This is a genomic window from Streptomyces sp. So13.3, assembly GCF_005860785.2.
GTDB lineage: Bacteria > Actinomycetota > Actinomycetes > Streptomycetales > Streptomycetaceae > Actinacidiphila > Actinacidiphila fildesensis.
In genome coordinates this window covers 5,215,443-5,236,880 of record NZ_CP048835.1, presented here as the reverse complement: position 1 = coordinate 5,236,880, position 21,438 = coordinate 5,215,443, and the positions used below count along the sequence as shown (strand labels likewise).

General features: G+C 72.0%; 21 protein-coding genes. 2 read left to right on the top strand and 19 right to left on the bottom strand.

Annotated features, from left to right (window positions below; genetic code table 11):
• Positions 1–93: 93 nt before the first annotated feature.
• Both C8250_RS23605 and nth read right to left on the bottom strand, forming a co-directional pair.
• Complete coding sequence (locus C8250_RS23605) at positions 94–771, bottom strand: CoA pyrophosphatase (RefSeq protein ID WP_138357074.1); 678 nt, start codon at positions 769–771, stop codon at positions 94–96.
• Positions 768–1,601, bottom strand: a complete 834-nt coding sequence (gene nth, locus C8250_RS23600) for an endonuclease III (RefSeq protein ID WP_244809324.1) — start codon at positions 1,599–1,601, stop codon at positions 768–770. The genes C8250_RS23605 and nth overlap by 4 nt, the downstream gene beginning before the upstream one ends.
• A gap of 253 nt (positions 1,602–1,854) precedes the next feature.
• Between nth and C8250_RS23595 the strand changes: the two genes are divergently transcribed.
• Positions 1,855–2,529: a Crp/Fnr family transcriptional regulator gene (locus C8250_RS23595; protein WP_138357072.1), complete on the top strand. Its 675-nt coding sequence runs from the start codon at positions 1,855–1,857 to the stop codon at positions 2,527–2,529.
• Positions 2,530–2,645: 116 nt separating this feature from the next.
• On the opposite strand, the gene C8250_RS23590 is transcribed toward C8250_RS23595, so the two are convergent.
• The 16 genes from C8250_RS23590 to C8250_RS23515 form a co-directional block, all read right to left on the bottom strand.
• Positions 2,646–3,305 (bottom strand): response regulator transcription factor, encoded by a 660-nt coding sequence (locus tag C8250_RS23590; protein WP_138357071.1) that lies wholly within the window; start codon positions 3,303–3,305, stop codon positions 2,646–2,648.
• The gene (locus C8250_RS23585) at positions 3,302–4,714 is read right to left on the bottom strand and encodes a histidine kinase (RefSeq protein ID WP_138357070.1); all 1,413 of its coding nucleotides are present in this window, start codon (positions 4,712–4,714) and stop codon (positions 3,302–3,304) included. Before C8250_RS23585 ends, C8250_RS23590 begins: the two co-directional genes overlap by 4 nt.
• Positions 4,715–4,836: 122 nt before the next feature.
• The gene (locus C8250_RS23580) at positions 4,837–5,802 is read right to left on the bottom strand and encodes an alpha/beta hydrolase (RefSeq protein ID WP_138357069.1); all 966 of its coding nucleotides are present in this window, start codon (positions 5,800–5,802) and stop codon (positions 4,837–4,839) included.
• A gap of 3 nt (positions 5,803–5,805) precedes the next feature.
• A complete protein-coding gene (gene kynU, locus C8250_RS23575; protein WP_138357068.1) occupies positions 5,806–7,098 on the bottom strand; it encodes a kynureninase in 1,293 nt (430 codons plus the stop codon).
• Positions 7,091–7,981: a tryptophan 2,3-dioxygenase family protein gene (locus C8250_RS23570; RefSeq protein ID WP_138357067.1), complete on the bottom strand. Its 891-nt coding sequence runs from the start codon at positions 7,979–7,981 to the stop codon at positions 7,091–7,093. The genes kynU and C8250_RS23570 overlap by 8 nt, the downstream gene beginning before the upstream one ends.
• Positions 7,982–8,063: 82 nt before the next feature.
• Positions 8,064–8,870: a DUF3152 domain-containing protein gene (locus C8250_RS23565; protein ID WP_244809322.1), complete on the bottom strand. Its 807-nt coding sequence runs from the start codon at positions 8,868–8,870 to the stop codon at positions 8,064–8,066.
• Between the two features lie 370 nt (positions 8,871–9,240).
• The gene (locus C8250_RS23560) at positions 9,241–9,654 is read right to left on the bottom strand and encodes a DUF3151 domain-containing protein (protein WP_138357066.1); all 414 of its coding nucleotides are present in this window, start codon (positions 9,652–9,654) and stop codon (positions 9,241–9,243) included.
• A gap of 129 nt (positions 9,655–9,783) precedes the next feature.
• Positions 9,784–10,806 carry a class II fructose-bisphosphate aldolase gene (gene fbaA, locus C8250_RS23555; RefSeq protein ID WP_138357065.1) on the bottom strand — a complete coding sequence of 341 codons (1,023 nt, stop codon included), beginning with the start codon at positions 10,804–10,806 and terminating at the stop codon, positions 9,784–9,786.
• A 219-nt stretch (positions 10,807–11,025) separates the two neighbouring features.
• Positions 11,026–11,565, bottom strand: coding sequence for an orotate phosphoribosyltransferase (pyrE, locus tag C8250_RS23550; RefSeq protein WP_138357064.1), 540 nt, complete (start codon positions 11,563–11,565; stop codon positions 11,026–11,028).
• A gap of 38 nt (positions 11,566–11,603) precedes the next feature.
• A complete protein-coding gene (locus C8250_RS23545) occupies positions 11,604–12,401 on the bottom strand; it encodes an aldose 1-epimerase (RefSeq protein WP_138357063.1) in 798 nt (265 codons plus the stop codon).
• A gap of 48 nt (positions 12,402–12,449) precedes the next feature.
• The gene (locus tag C8250_RS23540) at positions 12,450–13,244 is read right to left on the bottom strand and encodes a carbon monoxide dehydrogenase subunit G (RefSeq protein WP_138357062.1); all 795 of its coding nucleotides are present in this window, start codon (positions 13,242–13,244) and stop codon (positions 12,450–12,452) included.
• 160 nt (positions 13,245–13,404) lie between these two features.
• Positions 13,405–14,994 carry a polyamine aminopropyltransferase gene (locus C8250_RS23535; protein ID WP_138357061.1) on the bottom strand — a complete coding sequence of 530 codons (1,590 nt, stop codon included), beginning with the start codon at positions 14,992–14,994 and terminating at the stop codon, positions 13,405–13,407.
• A 168-nt stretch (positions 14,995–15,162) separates the two neighbouring features.
• Positions 15,163–15,684 carry a DUF2617 family protein gene (locus tag C8250_RS23530; protein ID WP_138357060.1) on the bottom strand — a complete coding sequence of 174 codons (522 nt, stop codon included), beginning with the start codon at positions 15,682–15,684 and terminating at the stop codon, positions 15,163–15,165.
• A gap of 706 nt (positions 15,685–16,390) precedes the next feature.
• Positions 16,391–17,557, bottom strand: coding sequence for an aminotransferase class I/II-fold pyridoxal phosphate-dependent enzyme (locus tag C8250_RS23525; protein WP_138357059.1), 1,167 nt, complete (start codon positions 17,555–17,557; stop codon positions 16,391–16,393).
• Between the two features lie 127 nt (positions 17,558–17,684).
• On the bottom strand, positions 17,685–18,401 hold the full coding sequence (locus C8250_RS23520) for a GAF and ANTAR domain-containing protein (RefSeq protein WP_138357058.1): 717 nt from the start codon (positions 18,399–18,401) through the stop codon (positions 17,685–17,687).
• Between the two features lie 147 nt (positions 18,402–18,548).
• Positions 18,549–19,325 (bottom strand): ANTAR domain-containing protein, encoded by a 777-nt coding sequence (locus C8250_RS23515; protein WP_138357057.1) that lies wholly within the window; start codon positions 19,323–19,325, stop codon positions 18,549–18,551.
• A gap of 444 nt (positions 19,326–19,769) precedes the next feature.
• Here C8250_RS23515 and C8250_RS23510 point away from each other — a divergent pair, with 444 nt between their 5' ends.
• Positions 19,770–20,807 carry a hypothetical protein gene (locus C8250_RS23510; RefSeq protein ID WP_244809320.1) on the top strand — a complete coding sequence of 346 codons (1,038 nt, stop codon included), beginning with the start codon at positions 19,770–19,772 and terminating at the stop codon, positions 20,805–20,807.
• Between the two features lie 68 nt (positions 20,808–20,875).
• Here the strand turns inward: C8250_RS23510 and C8250_RS23505 are convergent, their stop codons facing one another.
• Entirely contained in the window at positions 20,876–21,427 is a 552-nt protein-coding gene (locus C8250_RS23505) for a YbjN domain-containing protein (RefSeq protein ID WP_138358838.1), read from the bottom strand.
• Positions 21,428–21,438 lie beyond the last annotated feature (11 nt).

The following is a 21,438-nucleotide window of genomic DNA, read 5'->3' as shown; positions in this document are numbered from 1 at the left end:
GCGAGGACGGTCCAGCTCGACCGGGGCAACGGCCGGGGTTCCCGGGGCTGCCCCCCAGGAAGACACAGCACGAGCACACGGTCTCATGCCGTTCTATGAGAGCGGCACCGTCCTGCCCCGGTCCCAGGGCTGCTCCCAGCCCGCGAAGTGCAGAATCTTGTCGATCAGACCGGCTGTGAATCCCCACACCACCGCGCCCTCGACGAGGAACGCCGGGCCGCGGAAACCGCTGGGATGGGTCATCGTCGCCCGATTGGCGGGGTCGGCGAGGTCCGCGACGGGGACCCGGAAGACCCGGGCGGTCTCGGCCTGGTCCACCGCGCCGACCGGGCTGGGAGTGCGCCACCAGCCGAGCACGGGTGTGACGACGAACTCACTGACCGGGATGTAGAGCCGCGGCAGCACGCCGAAGATCTGCACGCCCGACGGGTCCAGGCCGGTCTCCTCCTCCGCCTCGCGCAGGGCCGCGCGCAGCGGGCCGTCGCCCTCGGGATCGCCGTCCTCGGGGTCGAGGGCGCCGCCGGGGAACGACGGCTGGCCCGCGTGCGACCGCAGCGACGTCGCGCGCTCCATCAGCAGCAGGTCGCGGCCGTGCTCGCCCTCACCGAAGAGGATCAGCACTGCGGACTGCCGGCCCCGGCCGGACTCGGGCGGCAGAAACCGGCTGAGCTGCTCGGGGAGCACATCGCCCGCCGCGCGGGCCACCGGCTGCAGCCACTGGGGCAGCCCCTGGGTCGATACGGCCGCCTCGCCGCCACGTGTCGTCGTCATTCGCTCCCCTGCGTCATGGCCGCGGTGGCCGCCGGGGCGCCCAGCGCCGGAGCCGGGTCGCCCGGATAGTCGGGCGGTGGCTGCAGGCGCTGGCCGGGGGCACCGCCCAGCTCGTACTTCAGAAGCTTCTTCGCCTTCTCCGGGTCGGTCTCGCCCTCACCGTACGACGGGCAGAGCGGGGCGATCGGGCAGGCGCCGCAAGCCGGCTTGCGGGAGTGGCAGGTACGGCGGCCGTGGAAGACCACCCGGTGCGAGAGCATCGTCCACTCGCTCTTCGGGAAGAGCGAGCCGACCTCCTGCTCGACCTTCTCCGGATCCTCGGAGGTGGTCCAGCCGAAGCGGCGGGACAACCGGCCGAAGTGGGTGTCGACGGTGATCCCGGGGACTCCGAACGCGTTCCCCAGGACGACGTTCGCCGTCTTGCGGCCCACTCCCGGCAGCGTGACCAGGTCCTCCAGCCGGCTCGGCACCTCGCCGTCGAACCGGTCGCGCAGCGCCGTCGACAGGCCCAGCAGCGACTTGGCCTTGGCGCGGAAGAAGCCGGTCGGCCGGATCAGCTCCTCGAGCCGCTCCGGTTCGGCCGCCGCCAGGTCCTCCGGTGTCGGGTAGGCGGCGAAGAGGGCGGGGGTCGTCTGGTTCACGCGCAGGTCGGTGGTCTGCGCGGACAGGACCGTCGCGACGAGGAGCTGGAACGGGTTCTCGAAGTCGAGTTCCGGATGGGCGTACGGGTAGAGCTCGGCGAGCTCACGGTTGATCCGCCGCGCCCGGCGGACCAGGGCGATGCGTGATTCCGGTTTTTTGGCGGGCTTGAGCGAAGCTTGTTCGCTCACAGCGGAATCAGGGGTCCGGGTCACCCGCTTGGCCGTCCCACCCTGCCGTTTCTTCTGCGAACTCGGCGTATCAGACACCCGGCCAGCCTAAGGCTCGGCACTGACATCTGCCCTTGACCACAAGGAACCGACCCCCAATCGGACCCCCGGGGCACGTGCACGGCGATACATAAGACAGACTTGTGATTGATCGCACTGTTTTGCCAGCGGGCATCACGGGGATCATCCGGCGATGTCGACAAGGAGAGAGCTCGTGGACGACGTTCTGCGGCGCGCGGCGCTTTTTGCGGCGCTCGACGATGAGCAGGCCGCTGAACTGCGCGCCTCGATGACCGAGGTCACGCTCGCGCGTGGCGACGCGCTGTTCCACGAGGGAGACCCCGGGGACCGGCTCTACGTCGTCACCGAGGGCAAGGTGAAGCTGCACCGCACCTCCCCCGACGGCCGCGAGAACATGCTCGCCGTCATCGGCCCCGGCGAGCTGATCGGCGAGCTGTCGCTCTTCGACCCCGGCCCCCGGACCGCCACGGCCACGGCACTGACGGAGCTCAAGCTCCTGGCCCTGGGCCACGGTGACCTGCAGCCCTGGCTGAACGCCCGGCCCGAGGTCGCGACCGCGCTGCTGCGCGCCGTCGCGCGACGGCTGCGGCGTACCAACGACGTCATGTCGGACCTGGTCTTCTCGGACGTGCCCGGCCGGGTGGCCAAAGCGCTCCTCGACCTGTCGCGCCGGTTCGGCGTGCAGTCCGAAGAGGGCATCCACGTGGTGCACGACCTCACGCAGGAGGAGCTGGCGCAGCTCGTCGGCGCCTCGCGCGAGACCGTCAACAAGGCGCTCGCCGACTTCGCCGGCCGTGGCTGGCTCCGTCTGGAGGCGCGCGCGGTGATCCTGCTCGACGTGGAGCGGCTCGCCAAGCGCAGCCGCTGACCGAACCACCTGCCGAAGGCCCCGCCCCTCACCGGGCGGGGCCTTCGGTGCGTCCAGAGGGCGCCTGGACCGCCTTCTGCGGGCCTGCGGCCCCCGGAGGCGTCCGTTCCGGCCGGTCAGCCTCCCGGGGTCACCAGACGGGCCTCGTAGGCGAAGACCGCCGCCTGGGTGCGGTCCCGGAGCCCGAGCTTCACCAGGACCCGGCTGACGTGGGTCTTGACGGTGGACTCGGCGACGACGAGGTGCGAGGCGATCTCGGCGTTCGACAGGCCCTGGGCGACCAGCACGAGGACCTCCGTCTCGCGGTCGGTCAGATCGCCGACCCGGTCCTGGGCCGGCGGCCTGGGCGTACCGAGCCGGGAGAACTCGGCGATCAGCCGCTTGGTGACGGCCGGGGCGAGCAGCGCCTCACCGGCGGCAACGATCCGTACGGCGTCGCCCAGCTGCCGCGCCGAGGCGTCCTTGAGCAGGAAGCCGCTGGCTCCGGCGCGGAGCGCCTGGTAGACGTACTCGTCCAGATCGAAGGTGGTCAGGACGAGGACCTTGGCGTCGGCGTCGGCCGCGACGATCTCGCGGGTCGCCTCCAGCCCGTTGACCTCGGGCATCCGGATGTCCATGAGGACGACGTCGGGACGGAGCGCGGCCACCTGGGCGATGGCCTCCCGGCCGTCCACCGCCTCCCCCACGACCTCGATGTCCTGCTGCGCGTTGAGCAGGACCGAGAAGCCCTCCCGGACCATCATCTGGTCGTCGACGATCAGCACCCGGATCGTCATACGGGGTCCCCGGTGGACTTGACCATGGGCCAGGGCTTCCGTTGCGGGTTCGGTTCGGGTTCCCGCTTCGCTCCGGGGTCCCCTTCCGGTTTCGGCTCCGGCTTCGGCTCGGCGGCCACCGGGATGAAGGCCGTCACCTCGTAGCCGCCTTCGGCGGTGGGTTCCGCCGTCATCTCGCCGCCCAGCATCGACACCCGCTCCCGCATGCCCAGCACCCCGTGACCGGCGCCGTGGGACGGCCTGACCTCCTCGGTGGCCGGGCCGTTGACCACGCGCAGGCCGAGGCCGCCGAGGACGTAGCCGATCTCGACGCGGGTGGCGGCGCCCGGAGCGTGCCGCAGCGCGTTGCTGAGCCCCTCCTGGACGATCCGGTACGCGGAGAGCTCCACGCCCTGCGGAAGCGTCCGGACGGCGCCGGTCACCACCTTGTCGACGTCCGCGCCCGTGTCCCTGACGTTGGCCAGCAGCGAGTCGAGGTTGGCGAGGGTGGGCTGCGGGGCCTCGGGGGCACCGCCGGCGAACGCCTCGGGGTTGTCGGCCCGCACGACGCCCAGGACGCGGCGCAGCTCGGTGAGGGCGGCCACCGCGTTCTCCCGGATGATCGCGAAGCTGCGGGTCAGTTCGGCCGGCGGGTCGTCGACGCGGTAGGGCGCGGCCTCGGCCTGGATCGCGATGACGGACATGTGGTGCGCGACGACATCGTGCAGTTCGCGGGCGATCGTCGTGCGCTCCTCCAGGACGGTGCGGCGCGAGCGCTCCACCTGGGTGACCGCGACCTGCTCGACGACCTTCGCCTGCGTCTCGCGCCAGCCCCTGATCAGCACCACGGTGAGCAGGACGAGGAACGACACGAACGCCATGGCGAAGGTGTCCGACTCCCGGCCGGGCGTCGTGAACGCGAACCCGGCGCCGAGAAGCACCGTCAGCAGCCACATCTCCGCCGCGACCCGGGGCCGGGTGCGGCCCGCGACGACGGCCATCACCACCAGGTGCGAGACGAATCCGGTGGCCGACCACGGCCACACCGAGAACTGGCCGGCCGCGGCGCCGCTGAGAAAGGCGGCCCCGAAGGACAGCCACCAGCCGCCGACCGGGCGGAACAGCACGGTGAAGAGCGGGATCCCGGTGAGGAGCGCGGCGGCCAGTGCCGCTCCGCCCCGCTCGCTCTCGAACTCGAAGCCCACCAGCATGAGGAAGCAGGCGAAGGCGGCCAGACAGGCGTGCGGCAGCAGGCGCGCGGAGTCGCGGAGCCGGTCGGGGAGACGGTGTACGACCGGGCCGTCGGTGGAGCGGGGCGGCAGCGGGCGGAAGGCGAAGGCGTCGGTGACCAGGTCGTCACGCAGCCCCTTCAGAGCGCTCCGGGCTATCCGGAGCTCGGTCCGCAAAGTGGTCTGGTCGGTGTCGGTCACGCTCACACACTAGGCAGCTCACGGCGGCGCGTCGTCCACACCGGAGCCGATCTCCCGGCATCCGTCTCAAGGACTACACGGCTCCGCCGGAAGGCGGCACGGACGGTCGCCGGCGCCGCCCGCTACCAGGCGAGTTGCGCTATCTCCTCGGCGACGACGGCGCAGGCGGCGGCAGCCGGGTCGATCAGCGGGAAGTGCCCGATGCCGTCCAGCACCGCCTCGGTGACCTCCTCGCCCGCCAGGGCCGCGGCTGCCGCGAAAGCCCTCGCGACCTGCGGCGGAACCTCATTGTCAGTGGTCCCCTGCACGATGGTTGTGGCGATACCGGTGGGCAGCAGCGCGGCGGGATCGGCGTGGGGCAGCCGCGCCGTGACGTGCTCGGGCCCGCCGAGGAACTGCACGACGGCGTCGGAGCACACCCCCAGCCGGATCGCGGACGCGAAGTCCGCGATCGGCGCGAGGGCGACGACACCGCGCAACGGGGGAGGCGAGGGGCGATGCCAGGGGGAATCGAGCGGAAGGGCGTTGCGGGCGGCGGCCCACAGCGCCAGGTGCCCGCCGGCGCTGTGCCCGGTGAGCACGACCCGCCGGGGGTCCACGGTGTCCGCGCCCAGCGCCCGCACCGCGAGCGCGGGCAGGGCGTCGACGGCGGCGGCGATGTCGTCGAGCGTGTCCGGCCAACGGCCCGCCGGCGGGGTCTCCTCGCGCGGGTAGGCGCTGCCGTCGCCGCCGGACGGCGGCTCCTCGCCGCCGCGGCGGTATTCCACCGACGCCACGGCGAAGCCGCGGCCGGCGAGGTACGCGGCGAACGGCGAGATGTGCCGGCGGTCGTAGCGTGCGCGCCAGGCACCGCCGTGCAGCACCACGACGAGCGGCGCGGGGACACCGGGCGCGGTACGCGGCCGGTAGAAGTCGGCGATCTGGTCGGGCAGTTCACCGTAGGCCGCGGTCACGTCCGGGGGGACGGCCGCGTGCGCGAAGGCCGATGCCTCCTCCGCCTCCGCACGCTTCGCGGCGGCGTCCGCCGGGCCGGGGCCGGCCGGGGCCGGCGCGCGGTGGGCGGCGTGCTCGGGCGTGGAGGCGGGCATCGGTTATCGGTTCCCTTCACCGGCGTCGTGGCCGGACGGCGCGCCGGCTTCGCCGCCAGCTTCCACGACCTCCGCGCCGGGCTTCGCACCGGCCTCCTCGTCGACCTCGCGGAGCACGTCGGCGAGCACCTGCGCGGCGCGTTCCGCGTCGGCGAACCGCGTGTAGAGCGGGGTGAAGCCGAAGCGCAGGACGTCGGGGCGCCGGTAGTCGCCCACGACACCGCGGGCGGTCAGCCGGCGCATGACCTCGCCGGCGTCGTCGCAGCGCAGCGCGACCTGGCTGCCACGGTGTTCGTGCGGGGCCGGCGTGATCGACGAGACCCGGCCGGCCGGCACGTACCGCTCGACGCAGTCGAGGAAGAAGTCGGTCAGCGCCAGGCTCTTGGCCCGTACGTCGGCGACGGCGACGCCGTCCCAGACGTCGAGCGCGGCGTCGAGGGCGAGCAGCGACAGGATGTCGGGCGTGCCGACGCGGCCGCGGACGGCGCCATCCGCGGGAAGGTAGTCGGAGCTCATGCCGAAGGGATCGGCGTGCGAGTTCCAGCCCGGCAGCGGCGAGTCGAAACGGGACTGCAGATCGCGGCGGACGTACAGGTACGCGGGCGCGCCGGGGCCGCCGTTGAGGTACTTGTACGAGCAGCCGACGGCGAGGTCCACCCCGTGCGCGTCGAGACCGACCGGCAGCGCGCCCGCGCTGTGGCACAGGTCCCAGACGACCAGGGCGCCCGCGGCGTGCGCGGCGGCCGTCGTACCGGGCAGGTCGTGCAGCCGCCCGGTGCGGTAGTCGACGTGGTTGACGAGCGCGACGGCGGTGCGGTCGCCCATGGCGTCCGCCATCGCCCCGGCCGCGACGGGCCGGACGGTACGGCCGGTCATCCGGGCCGCGGACTCGGCGAGGTAGCCGTCGGTCGGGAAGGTCGCTGCGTCCACGAGGATCTCGGTGCGGTCCTCCCCGGCCATCCGGACGGCCGCCACGACCGCCTTGAAGACGTTGACGCTGGTGGAGTCGCCGGCCACGACCTGGCCGGGGGCCGCGCCGATCAGCGCGCCGATACGGTCGCCGATCCGTTCGGGTGCGGTCCACCAGCCGCTCTCGTCCCAGGAGCGGATGCGCAGACTGCCCCATTCGCGCTCGATCACGTCCCGCAGCCGGGGCGCGACCGTGGTGGGGAGGGCGCCCAGGGAGTTGCCGTCCAGATAGACGGTCTCGTCGAGGGTGAACCGGTCGCGGATCTTCGCGAGCCCGTCGGCGGCGTCGAGCCGCCCGGCCTTCTCCCGCAGCGAGGCGTCAGACATGGCTGCGCGCCGTCCACAGCTCGGGGAAGACGTTCTTGGTGGCACGTTTCTCCAGCCACGCCACGCCCGCGGAGCCGCCGGTGCCCGTCTTGGAACCCATCGCGCGGCGGGTCGCCACCAGATGGTCGTTGCGCCAGCGCCAGACCAGCTCGGCGACCTCGGTCAGCGCCTCGCCCAGCCGCAGCAGATCGGCGTCACCGGCGGAGGCCGCGCCGGCCCCGGGAGTGGCCCCGGGAGTGGCCTCGGGAGTGGCCTCGGCGGCGGAGTAGATCCGCTGCCAGGCCCGCTCGACGGCCGGGTCGGGCTCGTAGCGCAGCGAGAGGTCGCGTTCGAGGAGTTCGGCGGGGATGTCGTGGCCGCGCCGCTGCAGCAGGCCGAGCACCTCGTCGTAGAGGCTCGGCTCGTGCAGGGCCTTCTCCAGCTCGGCGTGCACCCGCGGCGAGCCGCGGTGCGGGACGAGCATGGACGCCGACTTCTCGCCGAGCAGGAACTCCATCCGCCGGTACATCGCGGACTGGAATCCGGAGCCCTCGCCCAGCGCGCTGCGGTAGGCGTTGAACTGCCCGGGGGTGAGGTGCGCGAGCGGCTTCCAGGAGGCGTTGAGCGATTCGAGTTCGTAGGTGCTGCGCTTGAGCGCCGCCATCGCCGTCGGGATGTCGTCCTCGCGGAGCGCCTGCCCCGCGGTGTGCCACTCGTGGACGAGGACGGTGAACCACAGCTCCATGACCTGGGTGGTGACGAGGAAGACCATCTCGCCGGGGTCGTCGGAGAGGGTGTGCTGAAGGTGGGTGAGGACATCCGCCTGGACGTAGTCCTCGTAAGGGGTGGTGCCCTGGAAGTCGAGGTTCGGGGTCTCCGGACTCTCGGCCGGTGTTTCGGACATTTCCGTTCCCTTCAGGATCTCGGCCCGGGGTCGCCGGGCCACGCCGAGATCATCTGTCGAGTGCGGTGATTCGGCAAGGGCCTCAGGTCACGTGCGGGCCGCTGATGTAGCGCCCCTGGGAGTCGTACGGCCAGGCGTTCGGTTTACAGCCGTCGAGGCCCTTGATCTGCTGCATCATCGCGGGCGCGAGCTTGCCGGGGCCGGGGCAGCCCTCGTGGCCGTGGCCGAGGCTGTGCCCGACCTCATGGTTGATGATCAGGGCGCGGTAGTCGGAGATGGGACCGGTGAACGTCGGGGAGCCCAGGATCCACCGCCGGAGGTTCACCACCACACCGCCGGGGACCTCGCAGTTCAGCTCGTTGCCGGTGTCCAGGTGGATGGCGGCCAGGCAGAGCGCGTCGGCGGTGTCGGGCGTGGCTATCTTGATGACCAGGTCGGCGCTGCCGGACGACACCTGGCGGAAGCCGTGCTTGCCGTCATGGGCCCAGCTGCGGGGGTCGGCGAGGATCGCCGCCACCTCGTCCGCCGCCTGGTCGGCGGAGACCAGGATGCCGTCCTCGACCTGGACCCGGTACGTACGGATGAGGCCCTTGCCGACCGTTGAGCCGTCGCCCTTGCCCTTGCCCGCCTTGAAGGTGCCGGGGCCGGACTTCGGTACGGACGTCGACTTGCCGCCGCCCTTCGTCACGCTGGGCGACGTGGATGCCTTGGGGCTCTTGGCGGCAGCGCTCGGGGACACGTCCTTCGACGCGGTGGCGACCGGGGAGGACGCGGCGGGTGCCGCGGTCGGGGCCGACGCGTCCGCGACGTCGTCGGAACCACCGCTCCACCACGCGGCGACACCGCCGACCAGCAAGGCCAGCACGGTGAAGGTCAGCAGCAACCGCACACGCCGTTGGGCGCGCCGACGCCGGCGCGCGGCCTGGCTCCGGCTCCCCCGACGGCTGGGGCCTCGCTGTCGGTCGCCGCCGGCCACCGGTGCGTGATGGGTCAAAGCTCCCCCTGAAGGCGCCACCGGAGTGGCGGCCTCCCCGGCCGCCGACTGCTCCCACGGTGCTCACAGACAATGACGCTCACAATCACACATGGGTTCGGTCCAACGCCAAACCGCATGAATTTTTGTCAGCTTCTGCTGCAATTCGGGGGCAATCGGCGACCGGACGGGAGAAGGCGGCATCAGCCCAATACGTGGGTGACGTACGCGAGTTCCCTCACGCGTCGCACCACTGGTGCCGCCGGAGATCCCGTCGCCGGTTCCGTCAGCTGAGGGTGTCCGCCGCGGTCGGCGAGCTGTCGCGGAGGAAGGACGAGCAGCGCTCGTACTCCTCCTGCTCGCCGATCGCCTGCGCGGCGCGGGCGAGGGCGTGCAGCGCGCGCAGGAAGCCGCGGTTCGGCTCGTGCTCGAACGGCACCGGGCCGTGGCCCTTCCAGCCGGCCCGGCGCAGCGCGTCGAGGCCGCGGTGGTAGCCGGTGCGCGCGTAGGCGTACGACTCGACGACCCGGCCCCCTTCGAAGGCGTCGTCGGCGAGCTGGGCCCAGGCCAGAGAGGAGGCGGGGTACTTCGCGGCTACCTCGGAGGGCGCCGCCCCGGAGGCGAGCAGCTCGCGCGGCTCCGGGTCGTCGGGCAGATGGGTCGGGGGCGGACCCCCGAGAAGGTCTTTGTGAATGGCCATGCGTTCCAGTCTGCCCTGTCCCGGACAGCGCGCAGCCCCCCGGGCCGGAACGGCGGACCCGGGGGGCTGCGTGCGGAGCGGTACTGCGCGGTCGTGCCACGGAGCGGCACTCCGCAGTGGCGCCGCGAATTACTTGATCTTGTTGCCCGCGGAGCGCAGGTTCTCGGCGGCGACGACGACGCGCGCGGCCATGCCGGCCTCGGCGGACTTGCCCCAGACGCGGGGGTCGTAGACCTTCTTGTTGCCGACCTCGCCGTCGACCTTCAGCACACCGTCGTAGTTACGGAACATGTGGTCCGCGACCGGGCGGGTGAAGGCGTACTGCAGGTCGGTGTCGATGTTCATCTTGACGACGCCGTTCTCCAGGGCCTCGTTGATCTCCTCGATCGTCGAGCCGGAACCGCCGTGGAAGACGAAGTCGAAGGCGTTGGCCTTGCCGTGCTTCTCGGCGACCGCGACCTGGAGCTCCTTGAGGATCTCCGGGCGCAGGACGACGTTGCCCGGCTTGTAGACGCCGTGCACGTTTCCGAAGGACGCGGCCAGCAGGTAGCGGCCCTTCTCGCCCAGGCCGAGGGCCTCGACGGTACGGAACGCGTCGTCCGGGGTGGTGTAGAGGGAGTCGTTGATCTCGTGCGAGACACCGTCCTCCTCGCCACCGGTCGGGGTGATCTCCACCTCGAGGATGATGTTGGCCCTGACGGCCTGGGCGAGCAGCTCCTGCGCGATGGCGAGGTTATCGTTGAGGTTCTCCGCCGAGCCGTCCCACATGTGGGACTGGAAGAGCGGCAGACGGCCCGCGGCGACACGGTCCTGCGAGATCTTCAGCAGCGGACGGACGTACGCGTCCAGCTTGTCCTTCGGGCAGTGGTCGGTGTGCAGCGCGACGGTGACCGGGTACTTCTCGGCCACGATGTGCGCGAACTCCGCCAGCGCCACCGCGCCGGTGACCATGTCCTTGCTGTACTGGCCGCCCAGGAACTCCGCGCCACCGGTGGAGATCTGGATGATGCCGTCGCTCTCCGCCTCGGCCAGGCCGCGCAGCGCGGCGTGCAGCGTCTGCGACGAGGTCACGTTGATGGCCGGGTAGGCGAACTTGCCTGCCTTCGCCCGGTCGAGCATCTCGTTGTAGACCTCGGGGGTTGCGATGGGCATTTGTCCGCTCCTCGTGATGTGCGGGTCCTGATACTGCGGTACGACGTCTTTGTCGGCACCATCCTCCCAGAGAGCCGCTGGAACACCACCTCGGTGCACACCTCGCATGCGAAGGCCCCCTGAACGTTCCACGTGGAACGTTCAGGGGGCCGGTGGATCCGCAGGTCAGAAGGCCCTTCCCGCCGCTGAGCAAGCGCAGGAACGAGACTCAGCCGTGACTCAGCCGAGGTCGAGGTCGGCCAGCGAGTAGGCGGCGAGATACGGCAGCCCGGCCGCCTCGATCGCCGGGGCGGCGCCGCGCTCCACGATGACGGCGACGGCCACGACCTCGCCGCCGGCCTCACGCACCGCTTCGACGGCGGTCAGCGGGGAGCCACCGGTGGTCGAGGTGTCCTCGACGACCAGGACGCGTCGGCCCTTGACCTCGGTGCCCTCGATCCGGCGCTGCATACCGTGCGCCTTGGTCGCCTTGCGGACGACGAAGGCGTCGAGCCGGCGGCCGCGGGCGGCGGCCGCGTGCAGCATCGAGCCGGCCACCGGGTCGGCGCCGAGCGTCAGCCCGCCGACGGCGTCGAAGTCGAGGTCCTTGGTCAGATCGAGCATCACCTGGCCGGTCAGCGGCGCCGCCTCGCCGTCCAGGGTGATCCGGCGGAGGTCGACGTAGAAGTCGGCCTCCAGCCCGGAGGAGAGGGTCACCTTGCCGTGGACCACGGCCTTGTCCTTGATCTGCTGCAGCAGGGCCTCGCGCACGTCACTCATAGCGTCGAGATTAGCCGCCGCGATCGGCTCGGGCGGAATCAGCCCAGCCGCTCCCAGGACCAGACCGTCGTGATCTCCAGCGGATCGATCGGGGTGACGAGGCGCGGCAGCGTGTTGAGGCCGTTCGGCGGCCCGGACTGCGGCTCGACGCACACGGCCTCGGGCTGCTCGTCGTAGACCACGACCCATTCGGCCGGGCTGGTCACCCGTACCCGCAGCTCGCCGGGCCAGGTCAGCGACACGTCCACTCCGTCCGGCATCCCGAAGCAGTCGTCCCACGGTCCGGGCTTCGGCTCGGTCCGCTTGCCCGTCGGCAGATGGTCGTCGCCGCGCTCCTCCTGCCACTCCGGGCTGAAGTCGATCTCGGCGTCGCGGCCGCCCTGTCCGAGGTTCCGCAGGAACCAGGGGTGCCAGCCGGCCTGCGCCGGGAAGGAGTCGGCGGACGCCTCCACCGCCAGGGTCATCCGCAGCTCGTTCTCGCCCAGCTCGAAGGTCTGCGTGACGCGGCCCGGATACGGCCACGGGTCGGCCAGGTCGAAGTAGTAGGAAGCCGCCGAGTCCGTTCCGGGCGGACCGTCGTGCCACGCGGTGTGCCGGCCCGTGCCGTGGATCGCGTGCGGAGCTGCGTCCACCGGCAGTTGGTGCACGATCCCGCCGTTGCGGAACCGGCCGTTCTCGGTCCTGCCGCACCACGGCACCATGATGAACGAGCCGTACCGGTCGCCCTGGCGCAGCAGTTCGGTCCCTCCGACCGTCAGCGAGGCGATCCGGCAGCCGTCCTGCGGCACCACGGTCAGTTCGGCGTCGCCCGCCGTCAGTTTCTTCCCAGTCGTCACCCTATGAGCGTAGGGCCTGACCCTCGATCATGTGTGCTCAGCACCCACCTACCGGCGGCGGCGCAGCACCCGGCCCACGACGACCGCGGAGGCCACCAGGACCGCGGCGGCGGGTGCGGCCCAGCGGAGGGTGGCGGTGGTGGAGGTGGTCGCCGCGGAGGGCGCGGGGGCGTAACGGCCGCGGGGCGGAGCGTGGTCGACCTCCTCCGCGCTGCGGCCGATCATCGTGCGGCGGGCGTGGGCCGCCTCGGCCGGGGGTTCGAGGTCGTCGAGCTCGGCCGCGGTCTCCGGGACCTCCACCTCGACCTCGTTCAGGTCCACCTCGACCAGCGCGATCTCCTCGGCCGGGTCCGGCTCCCCGCCCTCGTCGGCACCGTCGAGGCCGTCGACGACATCGGGTTCCTCGGGCAGTCCGGGGAGCCCGGCCGTCAGTTCCGCGGTGAAGCGGTCGAGCAGCCGGCGGGCCGCGGTCTCGCGGGCGGGGCCGTCGAACGTACCGAGCCGCCCGTCCGCGGTCGCGGTGCCGGTGAAGGACAGCATCGTGCCGGGAACGGCCTGGTCGGCCTCCTCGACGAGCACTCCGAGCGAGAACTTCACGGTGCCGGTGCCGCGCGCCTCCGCACCTTCGCCCTCGACGGAGAACCCGCCGTCGCGCTCGGTGACGCGGAGCGAGCCGCGGTAGGTGATCGTCGAACCGCCGGCCCGCACGCGCAGCCGGCCGGTGAGAACGTCCCCGCCGGGGTCGGGCTGCCAGCCGGGCAGGCTCGCGGCGACGCGGGCCGGGTCGGCGAGTGCCTGCCGAATGGTTTCCGCCAGGACCGGAACGAACACCTCATGCTCCATGCGGGGAGCCTACCGACCGTCGGCCGCCCAGGTCACCGGGTCGCACCGGCCGGACCGGACACAGGCCCGAGCCAGGCCTGCGAGCCGGACCGGAACCGGACCCGGAAGCGGACCCGGCAGCGGACCCGGCAGCAGGCGCGGAGCCGGGTCGCCACCCCACTCAGCCGCCCACCCGTGGCCGCATCAGTGTGGAAGGCGCGAGTCCGCTCTCGCGGGAGGCCCAGGCGGCCTCGCGCAGTGACCGCAGGGCCGCCGGGGTCAGTGAGCGCAGCGGTGGCGCGTCCGGGGCGAGCCGCAGCTCGGGCCGCTCGCGCGACGCCAGCACGAAGCCCCAGTCGGTGGGCCCGTCACCGGTCCTGCCGGACCAGCGGTCGGGTCCCGACGGTGGCCCGCAGTCCCGCCCGCCGGTGAGATACGGCACGGTGCGCAGCCCGGTGGCCCGCAGCGTCGCGTCGATCGTCCAGTAGGTGTGCCGGGCCGAGCTCGGCGAGCCGGCATGGACGGCGAGCCGTCCGTCCCGGGCCAGCGCGCGGCCCGCCAGGCCGTAGAACTCCTCGGAGTACAGCTTCGCGCTGCGCGAGATCCCGGGGTCGGGCAGATCGGCGAGGATCACGTCGTACGGCCCCGGGCGGCCGGCCCGGAGCCAGTCGAAGGCGTCGGCGGTGACGGTGCGGACCCGCGGATCGGCGTAGGCGTGCCGGTTGAGCGCGACGAGGTCGGCGTCCGTGCGGGCGAGCCGCACGAGCTCGCCGTCCAGGTCGACGACGGTCACCGACGTGACGTCCGGGTACCGGAGCACCTCGCGCAGGGCGAGGCCGTCGCCGCCGCCGAGGATGAGGACGCGGGAGTGCGGGCCGGCCATCGCCGGGTGCACCAGCGCCTCGTGGTACCGGAACTCGTCGGCTCCGCAGACCCGCAGCCGCCCGTCGAAGAAGAGCTGGACGGGGGCGCCGGAGCCTCCGGTCAGGACTATCTCCTGCACATCGGTCTGTTCGGCGACGCGCACATCGCCGCCGTACACCGCGCGCCGCGCGGCCTGTTCGAACGGGCCGGCCGTGAAGGCGGCGCCGCCGAGCACCGTCAGCACGCCGAGGTTGGCGACGAGCAGCCAGTTGCGGGCGCTCGGGGTCAGGTCGTTGCGGAACAGCCACAGCACCATCGCGGCGCCCGCGACCGCGTTCACCGCGCCGGTGACCAGCGCGCCGGTGAGCTGTCCGAACGCCGGCAGCAGCAGGAACGGGAAGGCGAGTCCGCCGGCGAGCGCGCCGACGTAGTCCGCGGCGAACAGATCGGCGACGGCGCCGCCGGCATCCTGCCGGCGGATCCGCTGGATCAGCGTCATGAGCAGCGGGATCTCGGCGCCGATCAGCACCCCGATGGCGAACGCGCAGCCGATCATCGCCGGCCGCGCCATCCCGAACCAGGCGAAGCACGCGTACAGCGCCATCACCGAGAGGCCGCCGACCAGCGCGAGCGCCGCCTCCACCCCCGCGAAGCCGACGGCCGCGACGCACCGTATCCGCTTGGCGAGCAGGGAGCCGACGCCCATGGCGAAGACCATCACCGACAGGATGACGGAGGCCTGGGTGACGGAGTCACCGACCAGGTAGGAGGCGAGCGCGACGAGTTCGAGCTCGTAGATCAGGCCGCAGGCGGCGCAGACGAAGACGGCGGCGAGGACCAGTGCACGGGCCGGCCCGACCGGTACGGGGAGCCGCACGGCGGACCGGCGGCTTGACTGGTCGATCATGAATGAACGCTATGTCAGGCTTGCGGTCGCATTTGTCACCCACAGGGGTGCATTTTGAGGGCACTTGACGTCACTTGAGGGCGCGATGAGTACCACCACGGCTCGCAAAAGTGCGCTCCGAGCGCCGGCACCGAAGCGCACTCCACCCGCGGCCCGCCCGCCGTACGGCTACGGAAGGGCACTGACGCGCGACCTCGTCGCCACCAACCGCCCTTCCTGGGGATAGGCGTGCCAGGTGCGCCAGCGGACGCTGCCCTCGCTGTGCTGGACGAGCATCGCGGTGAACGCGTGCGGATCCCCGGGAAACGTTCCCGCGAGACCGTGCGGATGATCCGCGACCAGTGCGAGCAGTTCCTGCGCCCGGCCCGCGAAGGAGCCGCGCGACAACGTCTCGACGCGTGCCGCGAATTCGTAGTCCCATATGCCGATCCGTTTGGCGACGCCAAAAGGGAGCGGAGTCTGACTTCCCGGGATGCAGGCGACGGTTTCCGAACAACCGCCGCCCTCGGATTCGATGAGTACCTGGTGGGAGGCGCCGAGCAGGCGCATCTGCACCTGCACGGGGGGCTGGTCCGCGCCGCTGAGCTGGAGGTCGAGCACGGCGAGCGCGGGGAGCGCTTCCCTGCCCAGGCACCAGGCCAGGTCTCCGGCACGGGTATCGGTGTAAGCGGTCTGGAGAGTGGTGAGCATGGGTCGGCTCCGCAAGCACGCAGTGGATGATGGGCCGACCCGCACCAGGTGGTGGATCTGGCGGGAACGTACGTCGGCTCGTGCCCACGTGGGGTCCGGTAGATACGGAATCATGAAACGCGGGGTGCCTTCAGCCTTTTTACCCATCTTCGCGCTCTTTACATCCCCAGGAGCGCGTATCGGTTCAGGTGTTCACCAAAACTGCGCCCGGCGGGTGACAGTTCCACCGGGCGCATATGCGAATGGGCATGGGCCACATGCAATTCCACGGATCAGCTGCTACCGCAGCCGCCGCCTCCTCCACAGGACGAACCCCCGCCACACGACGAACCGCCGCCACAGGAATGCCCGCCGCCGCAGGAGTGGTGACCGCCCCCGCCGTGGTGGCCGCCGCCCCCGGAGCCGCCCCCGTCCGAGCCGCCGAAGGCCCACCAGCTGCCGCCTCCCGCCGTGGCGCTCGCGCCGTCCGCGCCCGCCCGGCCCCGTCCGCGGCCCCGTCCCTTGCGCAGGTTCACCGATCGGCTCCGGCGCTGCAGTTGCATCGCTATGGCGATGATGACCACTACGGCGACCAGACCAATGAGGAATGCACGCATCTTCCCCGCCCCCCGTCTTCCTGAGCTGTGATGTTGTTCGTGCGACGGTGATGCCCCCGCCGAATCGGATCGAAAGCAGAGTTGAGGAAGTCCAGAGGTTCGAAAACTTCTCAGCGCGCCCGCACCAGCTGGTCGACGGCGGTGCGTACCGATTCCTCGCGCTTGCAGAAGGAAAATCGGACCAGCCAGGAAGGGGCGTCCTGCCCCTGGTAGAAGGCAGACGTCGGAATGGCGACGACGCCTGCCCGCTCCGGCAGTTCCCGGCAGAACGTGACGCCGTCCGTATAGCCCCAGGGCCGTACGTCCGCCTGCAGGAAGTACCCGGCCTCCGCGCGGTACGGGCGCAGCCCGGCCTGCTTGAGGCCGTCGCTCAGCAGATCACGGTTGGTGCGCAGGGTGCCGCGCAGTTCCGCCGCCCACTCCTCGACGGAACCGAGCATCCGGGCCAGCGCCTCCTGGTACGGGGTGCCGGAGGCGTAGGTGAGGAACTGCTTGACGGAGCCGGCGGCGGCGACGAGCGGCGCGGGTCCGCAGATCCAGCCGATCTTCCAGCCGGTGACGTTGAAGGTCTTGCCCGCCGAGGAGATGATCAGCGTCCGCTCCCGCATGCCGGGCAGCGCCGCGATCGTCCGGTGCGGGGTCTCGTCGTAGACCAGGTGCTCGTACACCTCGTCGGTCACCACGATGAGCGAGTGTTCCCGGCAGACGTCGGCGATCGCGTCCAGTTCCGCGGCCGTGAACACCTTCCCCATCGGGTTGTGCGGGGTGTTGAGCACCAGGACGCGGGTTCTGGGCGTCACGGCGGCGCGCAGCGCGTCGGCGTTCATCACGAAGCCGTCGCCGTCGGCCTCCAGCGGGACGCCGACCAGCGTGGCACCGCTGAGCCGGGCGGCGGCGGGATAGGCGTCGTAGCAGGGGTCGAAGGCCAGGACCTCGTCGCCGGGGTCGCAGAACGCGAGCAGCGCCGCCGCGATGGCCTCGGTGGCGCCGGTGGTGATCAGCACCTCGCCGTCCGGCCGGTAGTCGAGCCCGTAGCGCCGCAGCTGGTGTTCGGCGACGGCGGTGCGGAGCGCCGGGAAGCCGGTGGCGGGCGGGTACTGGTTGTTGCCCGCGAGCACGGCCTCGGCCACGTCCTTGAGCAGCGTCGCGGGGCTGGCCAGCTCCGGCACTCCCTGCCCCAGATTGACGGCCCCGGTCCTTCTGGCCAGCTCCGTCATCTCGGTGAAGATCGACGTTCCGACGCCCCGCACCCGCGCGGCCGGACTCCACTCACCCATGCGTTCCCCACTTCCCTGAGCCACGTCCCGAGCCACTTCCCTGGGCCCACCACAGGAGGCTCACGATATGCGGCGGGGGACGGTGTCAGGGGGAGACGGGGTGAGGGGAGACGGTGTGCGGTGGGGGCTACTCGACGCGGTCCGGCTGGAATCCGCCGTTGACGATGTCGTGCGCGACATCGCTGAGCAGCCGGCGCTGGGTGCGGGCATGGCGGCGCATCGCGCTGAAGGCCTCGTCCACGGTGGTCCCCCAGCGGGCGGCCAGTACGCCCTTGGCCTGTTCGATCGCTATCCGGCTGTGCAGCGCGGTGTGCAGCTGGGCGCTGAGGTCGGCGTGCCGGCGCAGCGTCTGCTGGTGCAGGATGCCGATCGTGGCGGCGTCGGCCAGTGCCTGCGCCAGCCGGACGTCGGCACTGCTCAGCGGGGTCGCGCCGGCGCGCAGCAGGAGCAGCGAGCCGATCACCTCGCGCCGCAGCCGCATGGGCAGAGCGCAGACCACGCCGTATCCGGCGCGGCGGGCCTGGCCGGCGAAGTCCGGCCACTGCGGCGTCGAACGGGCGACGTCGAACGGCCCGACCGGTGATCCGGTGCGGTAGCAGTCCAGCGCGGGGCCCTCGCGCTGGTTCAGCGCCAGCAGGTCGGAGAGCTCGGCGCGGTCGTCGGAGGCGGCGGCCGGGTGCAGATCGGCGCCGGGCAGCGCGAGCATGATCGCGGCGGCCGACACCTCCAGGAGCTCCAGGCACCGGGTGGACAGCTGATGGAGGAACTCGATGATGTCGAAGTCGTCGATCAGCGTGTCCGCCAACTCGACGAAGGTGTCGGCCAGCCGTTGTTCGCGATCCATGATCGCCTGCCTTTCTGCCGCCGAACGTGGTTCCGAAGCCGTGCCGTGCGCCGTCCCGTCCCGCTCCGTCGCGCCCCCACCTCATCCCGCTCCGCCGCGCCCCGCCCTGTCCCGCCCCGTCCCGCCGCCGCCTTCCCGCCCGGTCCTTCACGATGCGGGATCGCGCGGCAGCTGCAGGCGGTTGCCGATGATGTCCCGGGCGACATCGAGGATGGGGCGGTCCGACGCGTACGCGTGGGCGCGCAGCCGCACCAGGGCATCCGGCAGCGGCACGTCCAGCCGGACGCTGCTGATCCCGGCCGCCTGGTGCACCTCCGCCCGGTGCAGGTCCCCGAACCCGGTCAGGAACCCGCTCCCGAAGCCGCCGCCGGTGGTCCTGCCGGTCCCGCCCCCACTGCCGCCCGGGTGCCCCGTCCCGGCGGCGAGAGGGGCGGGGCCCGTATCGCGCGGCCCCAGCGCCAGCAGGTAGACGGCCATGGCGTCGGCGATGGTCAGCGCGTCCGCGACGGCCCGCTCGCCCAGCGGTCCCGGCCGCCGCCGGTGGCCGGTCATCCCGCCGCAGCAGATCGCACCGAGCCGTAGCGGGAAGGCGAAGACCGCGAGCACTCCGGAGTCGACCGCGGCGGGGACGAAGGCGGGCCAGCGCTCCCCGAACGCGCGCTCCAGATTGGACTCCAGGTTCAGCGACCCGTCACGGGCGGCCTCCACACTGGGGCCCTCGCCGAGCGTGAACTGCAGATCGTCCAGCCGCGCGCTCCGCTCGTCGCTGAACCACAGCAGTTCCGTGCCGTCCGAGGCCACCGAGATCGCGATCCCGTCGACCCCGAGCACCTCGGCGCAGAGCCTGGTCCAGTCACGCGGCGGTCCCTGACCACCACTCAGGACCAGGACCCGGATCAGTTCAGCGACTTGGGAATCCACCATCCGAGCTTCCCGCGACGAGCCGCTGCCCTGCTACCGCGCCCAACGATGTTTTCCCGGCGCCTGATTGCGACACCGTCCGAATCCAGAATGCCCCGGCCCCCCGCGCCGGGCAAGGGCGTCCGCCAAGTGGGTGGAATGCGACTCGGCGTGCGCCCGGGAGCACATTCCTCAGGACGATCACCGCATAGTCGTACCGTCATTCCCGCCGCTCCGAGCGGAGCCGGGCGGACCCGACGGCGCCCCGACCGGGCACGGAAGGAGCGGTACGGTGCACACGGCCGAGCCGGTCTCGTCCAGCCCCCGAACCACCGGGTCGCACCCCGCACCCGACGCGCAGCCCGGCCGCTCCCCGCCTGGCGCGGCTCCTGCGCCGGGCCGCCCCCCCCCCTGGTCCTCTTCGCCGCCACCCGGCTGGCCGGCGCCGTGCTGGTGACGGCGTGGGCGGTGCACGCCGGACTGCATCCGCGCAGTCTGTTCGGGCAGAGCTGGGACGCGCGCTGGTACGAGCGGATCGCCGAATGGGGCTACGGGACGTTCTTCCCGTCCGCCGTCACGCAGGGCATGAGCTTCAGCGATCTGGCGTTCTTCCCGCTCTACCCGGCGCTGATCAGGGCCGTCTCCGCCGTCCTGCCCATCGGCCCGGTCAACACCGCCCTGCTGATCTCCTGGGGCGCGGCCGCCCTGGCCGCCTGGGGGATCCACGCGATCGGCGAGCGGCTGTACGGCCGGCGGGCCGGGATCGCCCTGGTGCTGCTGTGGGGGCTGCTGCCGCACTCCGTCGTGCTGACGATGGCGTACACCGAGCCGCTGCTGACCGCCTGCGCCGCCTGGGCGCTCTACGCGCTGCTCACCCGGCGCTGGCTCGCCGCGGGGGTGCTGGCGCTGCTCGCCGGGCTGGCCCGCCCGAACGGCGTCGCGGTGGTGGCCGCCGTCGCCGTCACCGTCGCCGCCGATGCCTGGCGCCGCCGCCGGGAGGGGCTGCCGCAGGACCGGGCGGCCTGGGCGGCCGTGCTGATCGCGCCGCTGGGCTGGTGCGGGTACGTCGGCTGGGTGGGCCGGCAGACGGGCCGGCCGCTGGGGTACTTCGACGTGCAGCGCCGCTGGGGCTCGGAGTTCGATTTCGGCCGAAATTCCGTGGAGTACGTCCGGCATCTGATCCTCGACCGCGAGCAGCTCATGAGCTACATGGTCGTCGCGATCACCGCCGCCGCGCTGGTGCTGCTCGCGCTGGCGCTGCTGGAGCGGATCCCGCTGCCGCTGGCGGTCTACGCGGGGGTGCTGGTGCTCATCGCGCTGGGCGGCTCGCACTACTTCGGATCCAAGCCGCGCTTCCTGCTGCCGGCCTTCCCGCTGCTGGTCCCGGCCGCCCTGGCACTGGCGAAAGCCCGGCCGCGCACCGCCGCCGTAGCGGTGGCCGCATTGGCCGGGCTCTCGTTCTTCTACGGGACGTACCTGCTGACGGTCGTCTCCGCGCCGGTCTGATCCGGCGTTTCCGATCCGGCGTGGTTCAACCCAAGATCCACAATCCAAGATCCAAGATCCGGGCTGCGTCAGGCGTCGTCGCCGTTGGTGCCTTCGTCGCCCTTGGCGCCGCCGTCGGCGTCCACGTCCTTCTCGAGTCCGAGGGTCTCCACGACCCACTTGTCGAACTCGATCGAGGCGCGTACCCAGCTGACCGTGCTGGAGACGAAGTGCTCCAGGTTGACGCCCAGGCCGATCAGCATCTGCGCCTCGCCGATCAGACGGACGGAGCCGTCGTCGTGCGTGTGCGTGTAGACCTTCGGCCACAGGGTGCGGCGGTTCCAGTCGTCGATGACCTCGTGCAGCTGGGGCTTGTCATCGACGGTGTACGGCCGGTCGTAGAAGGTCCGGACCGCGAAGATCTGCTGGTCCTCCTCGCCGCGGAACATGAAGTACGCGCGGAATTCCTCCCACGGCGCCGCGAGGTCACCCTCGTCGTCGACGACGAACTTCAGCTCCATCTGTTCGAGCAGCTGCTTGACCAGGTCCTGGTCGGGGATGACCGCGCTGGCGGCGGGGCCGTTCTGCTCGGGGTCCGGCTGGCCCCCGAAATTAGGAATCGAGGACGGATCGATGCTCACCGTGAGTTCCC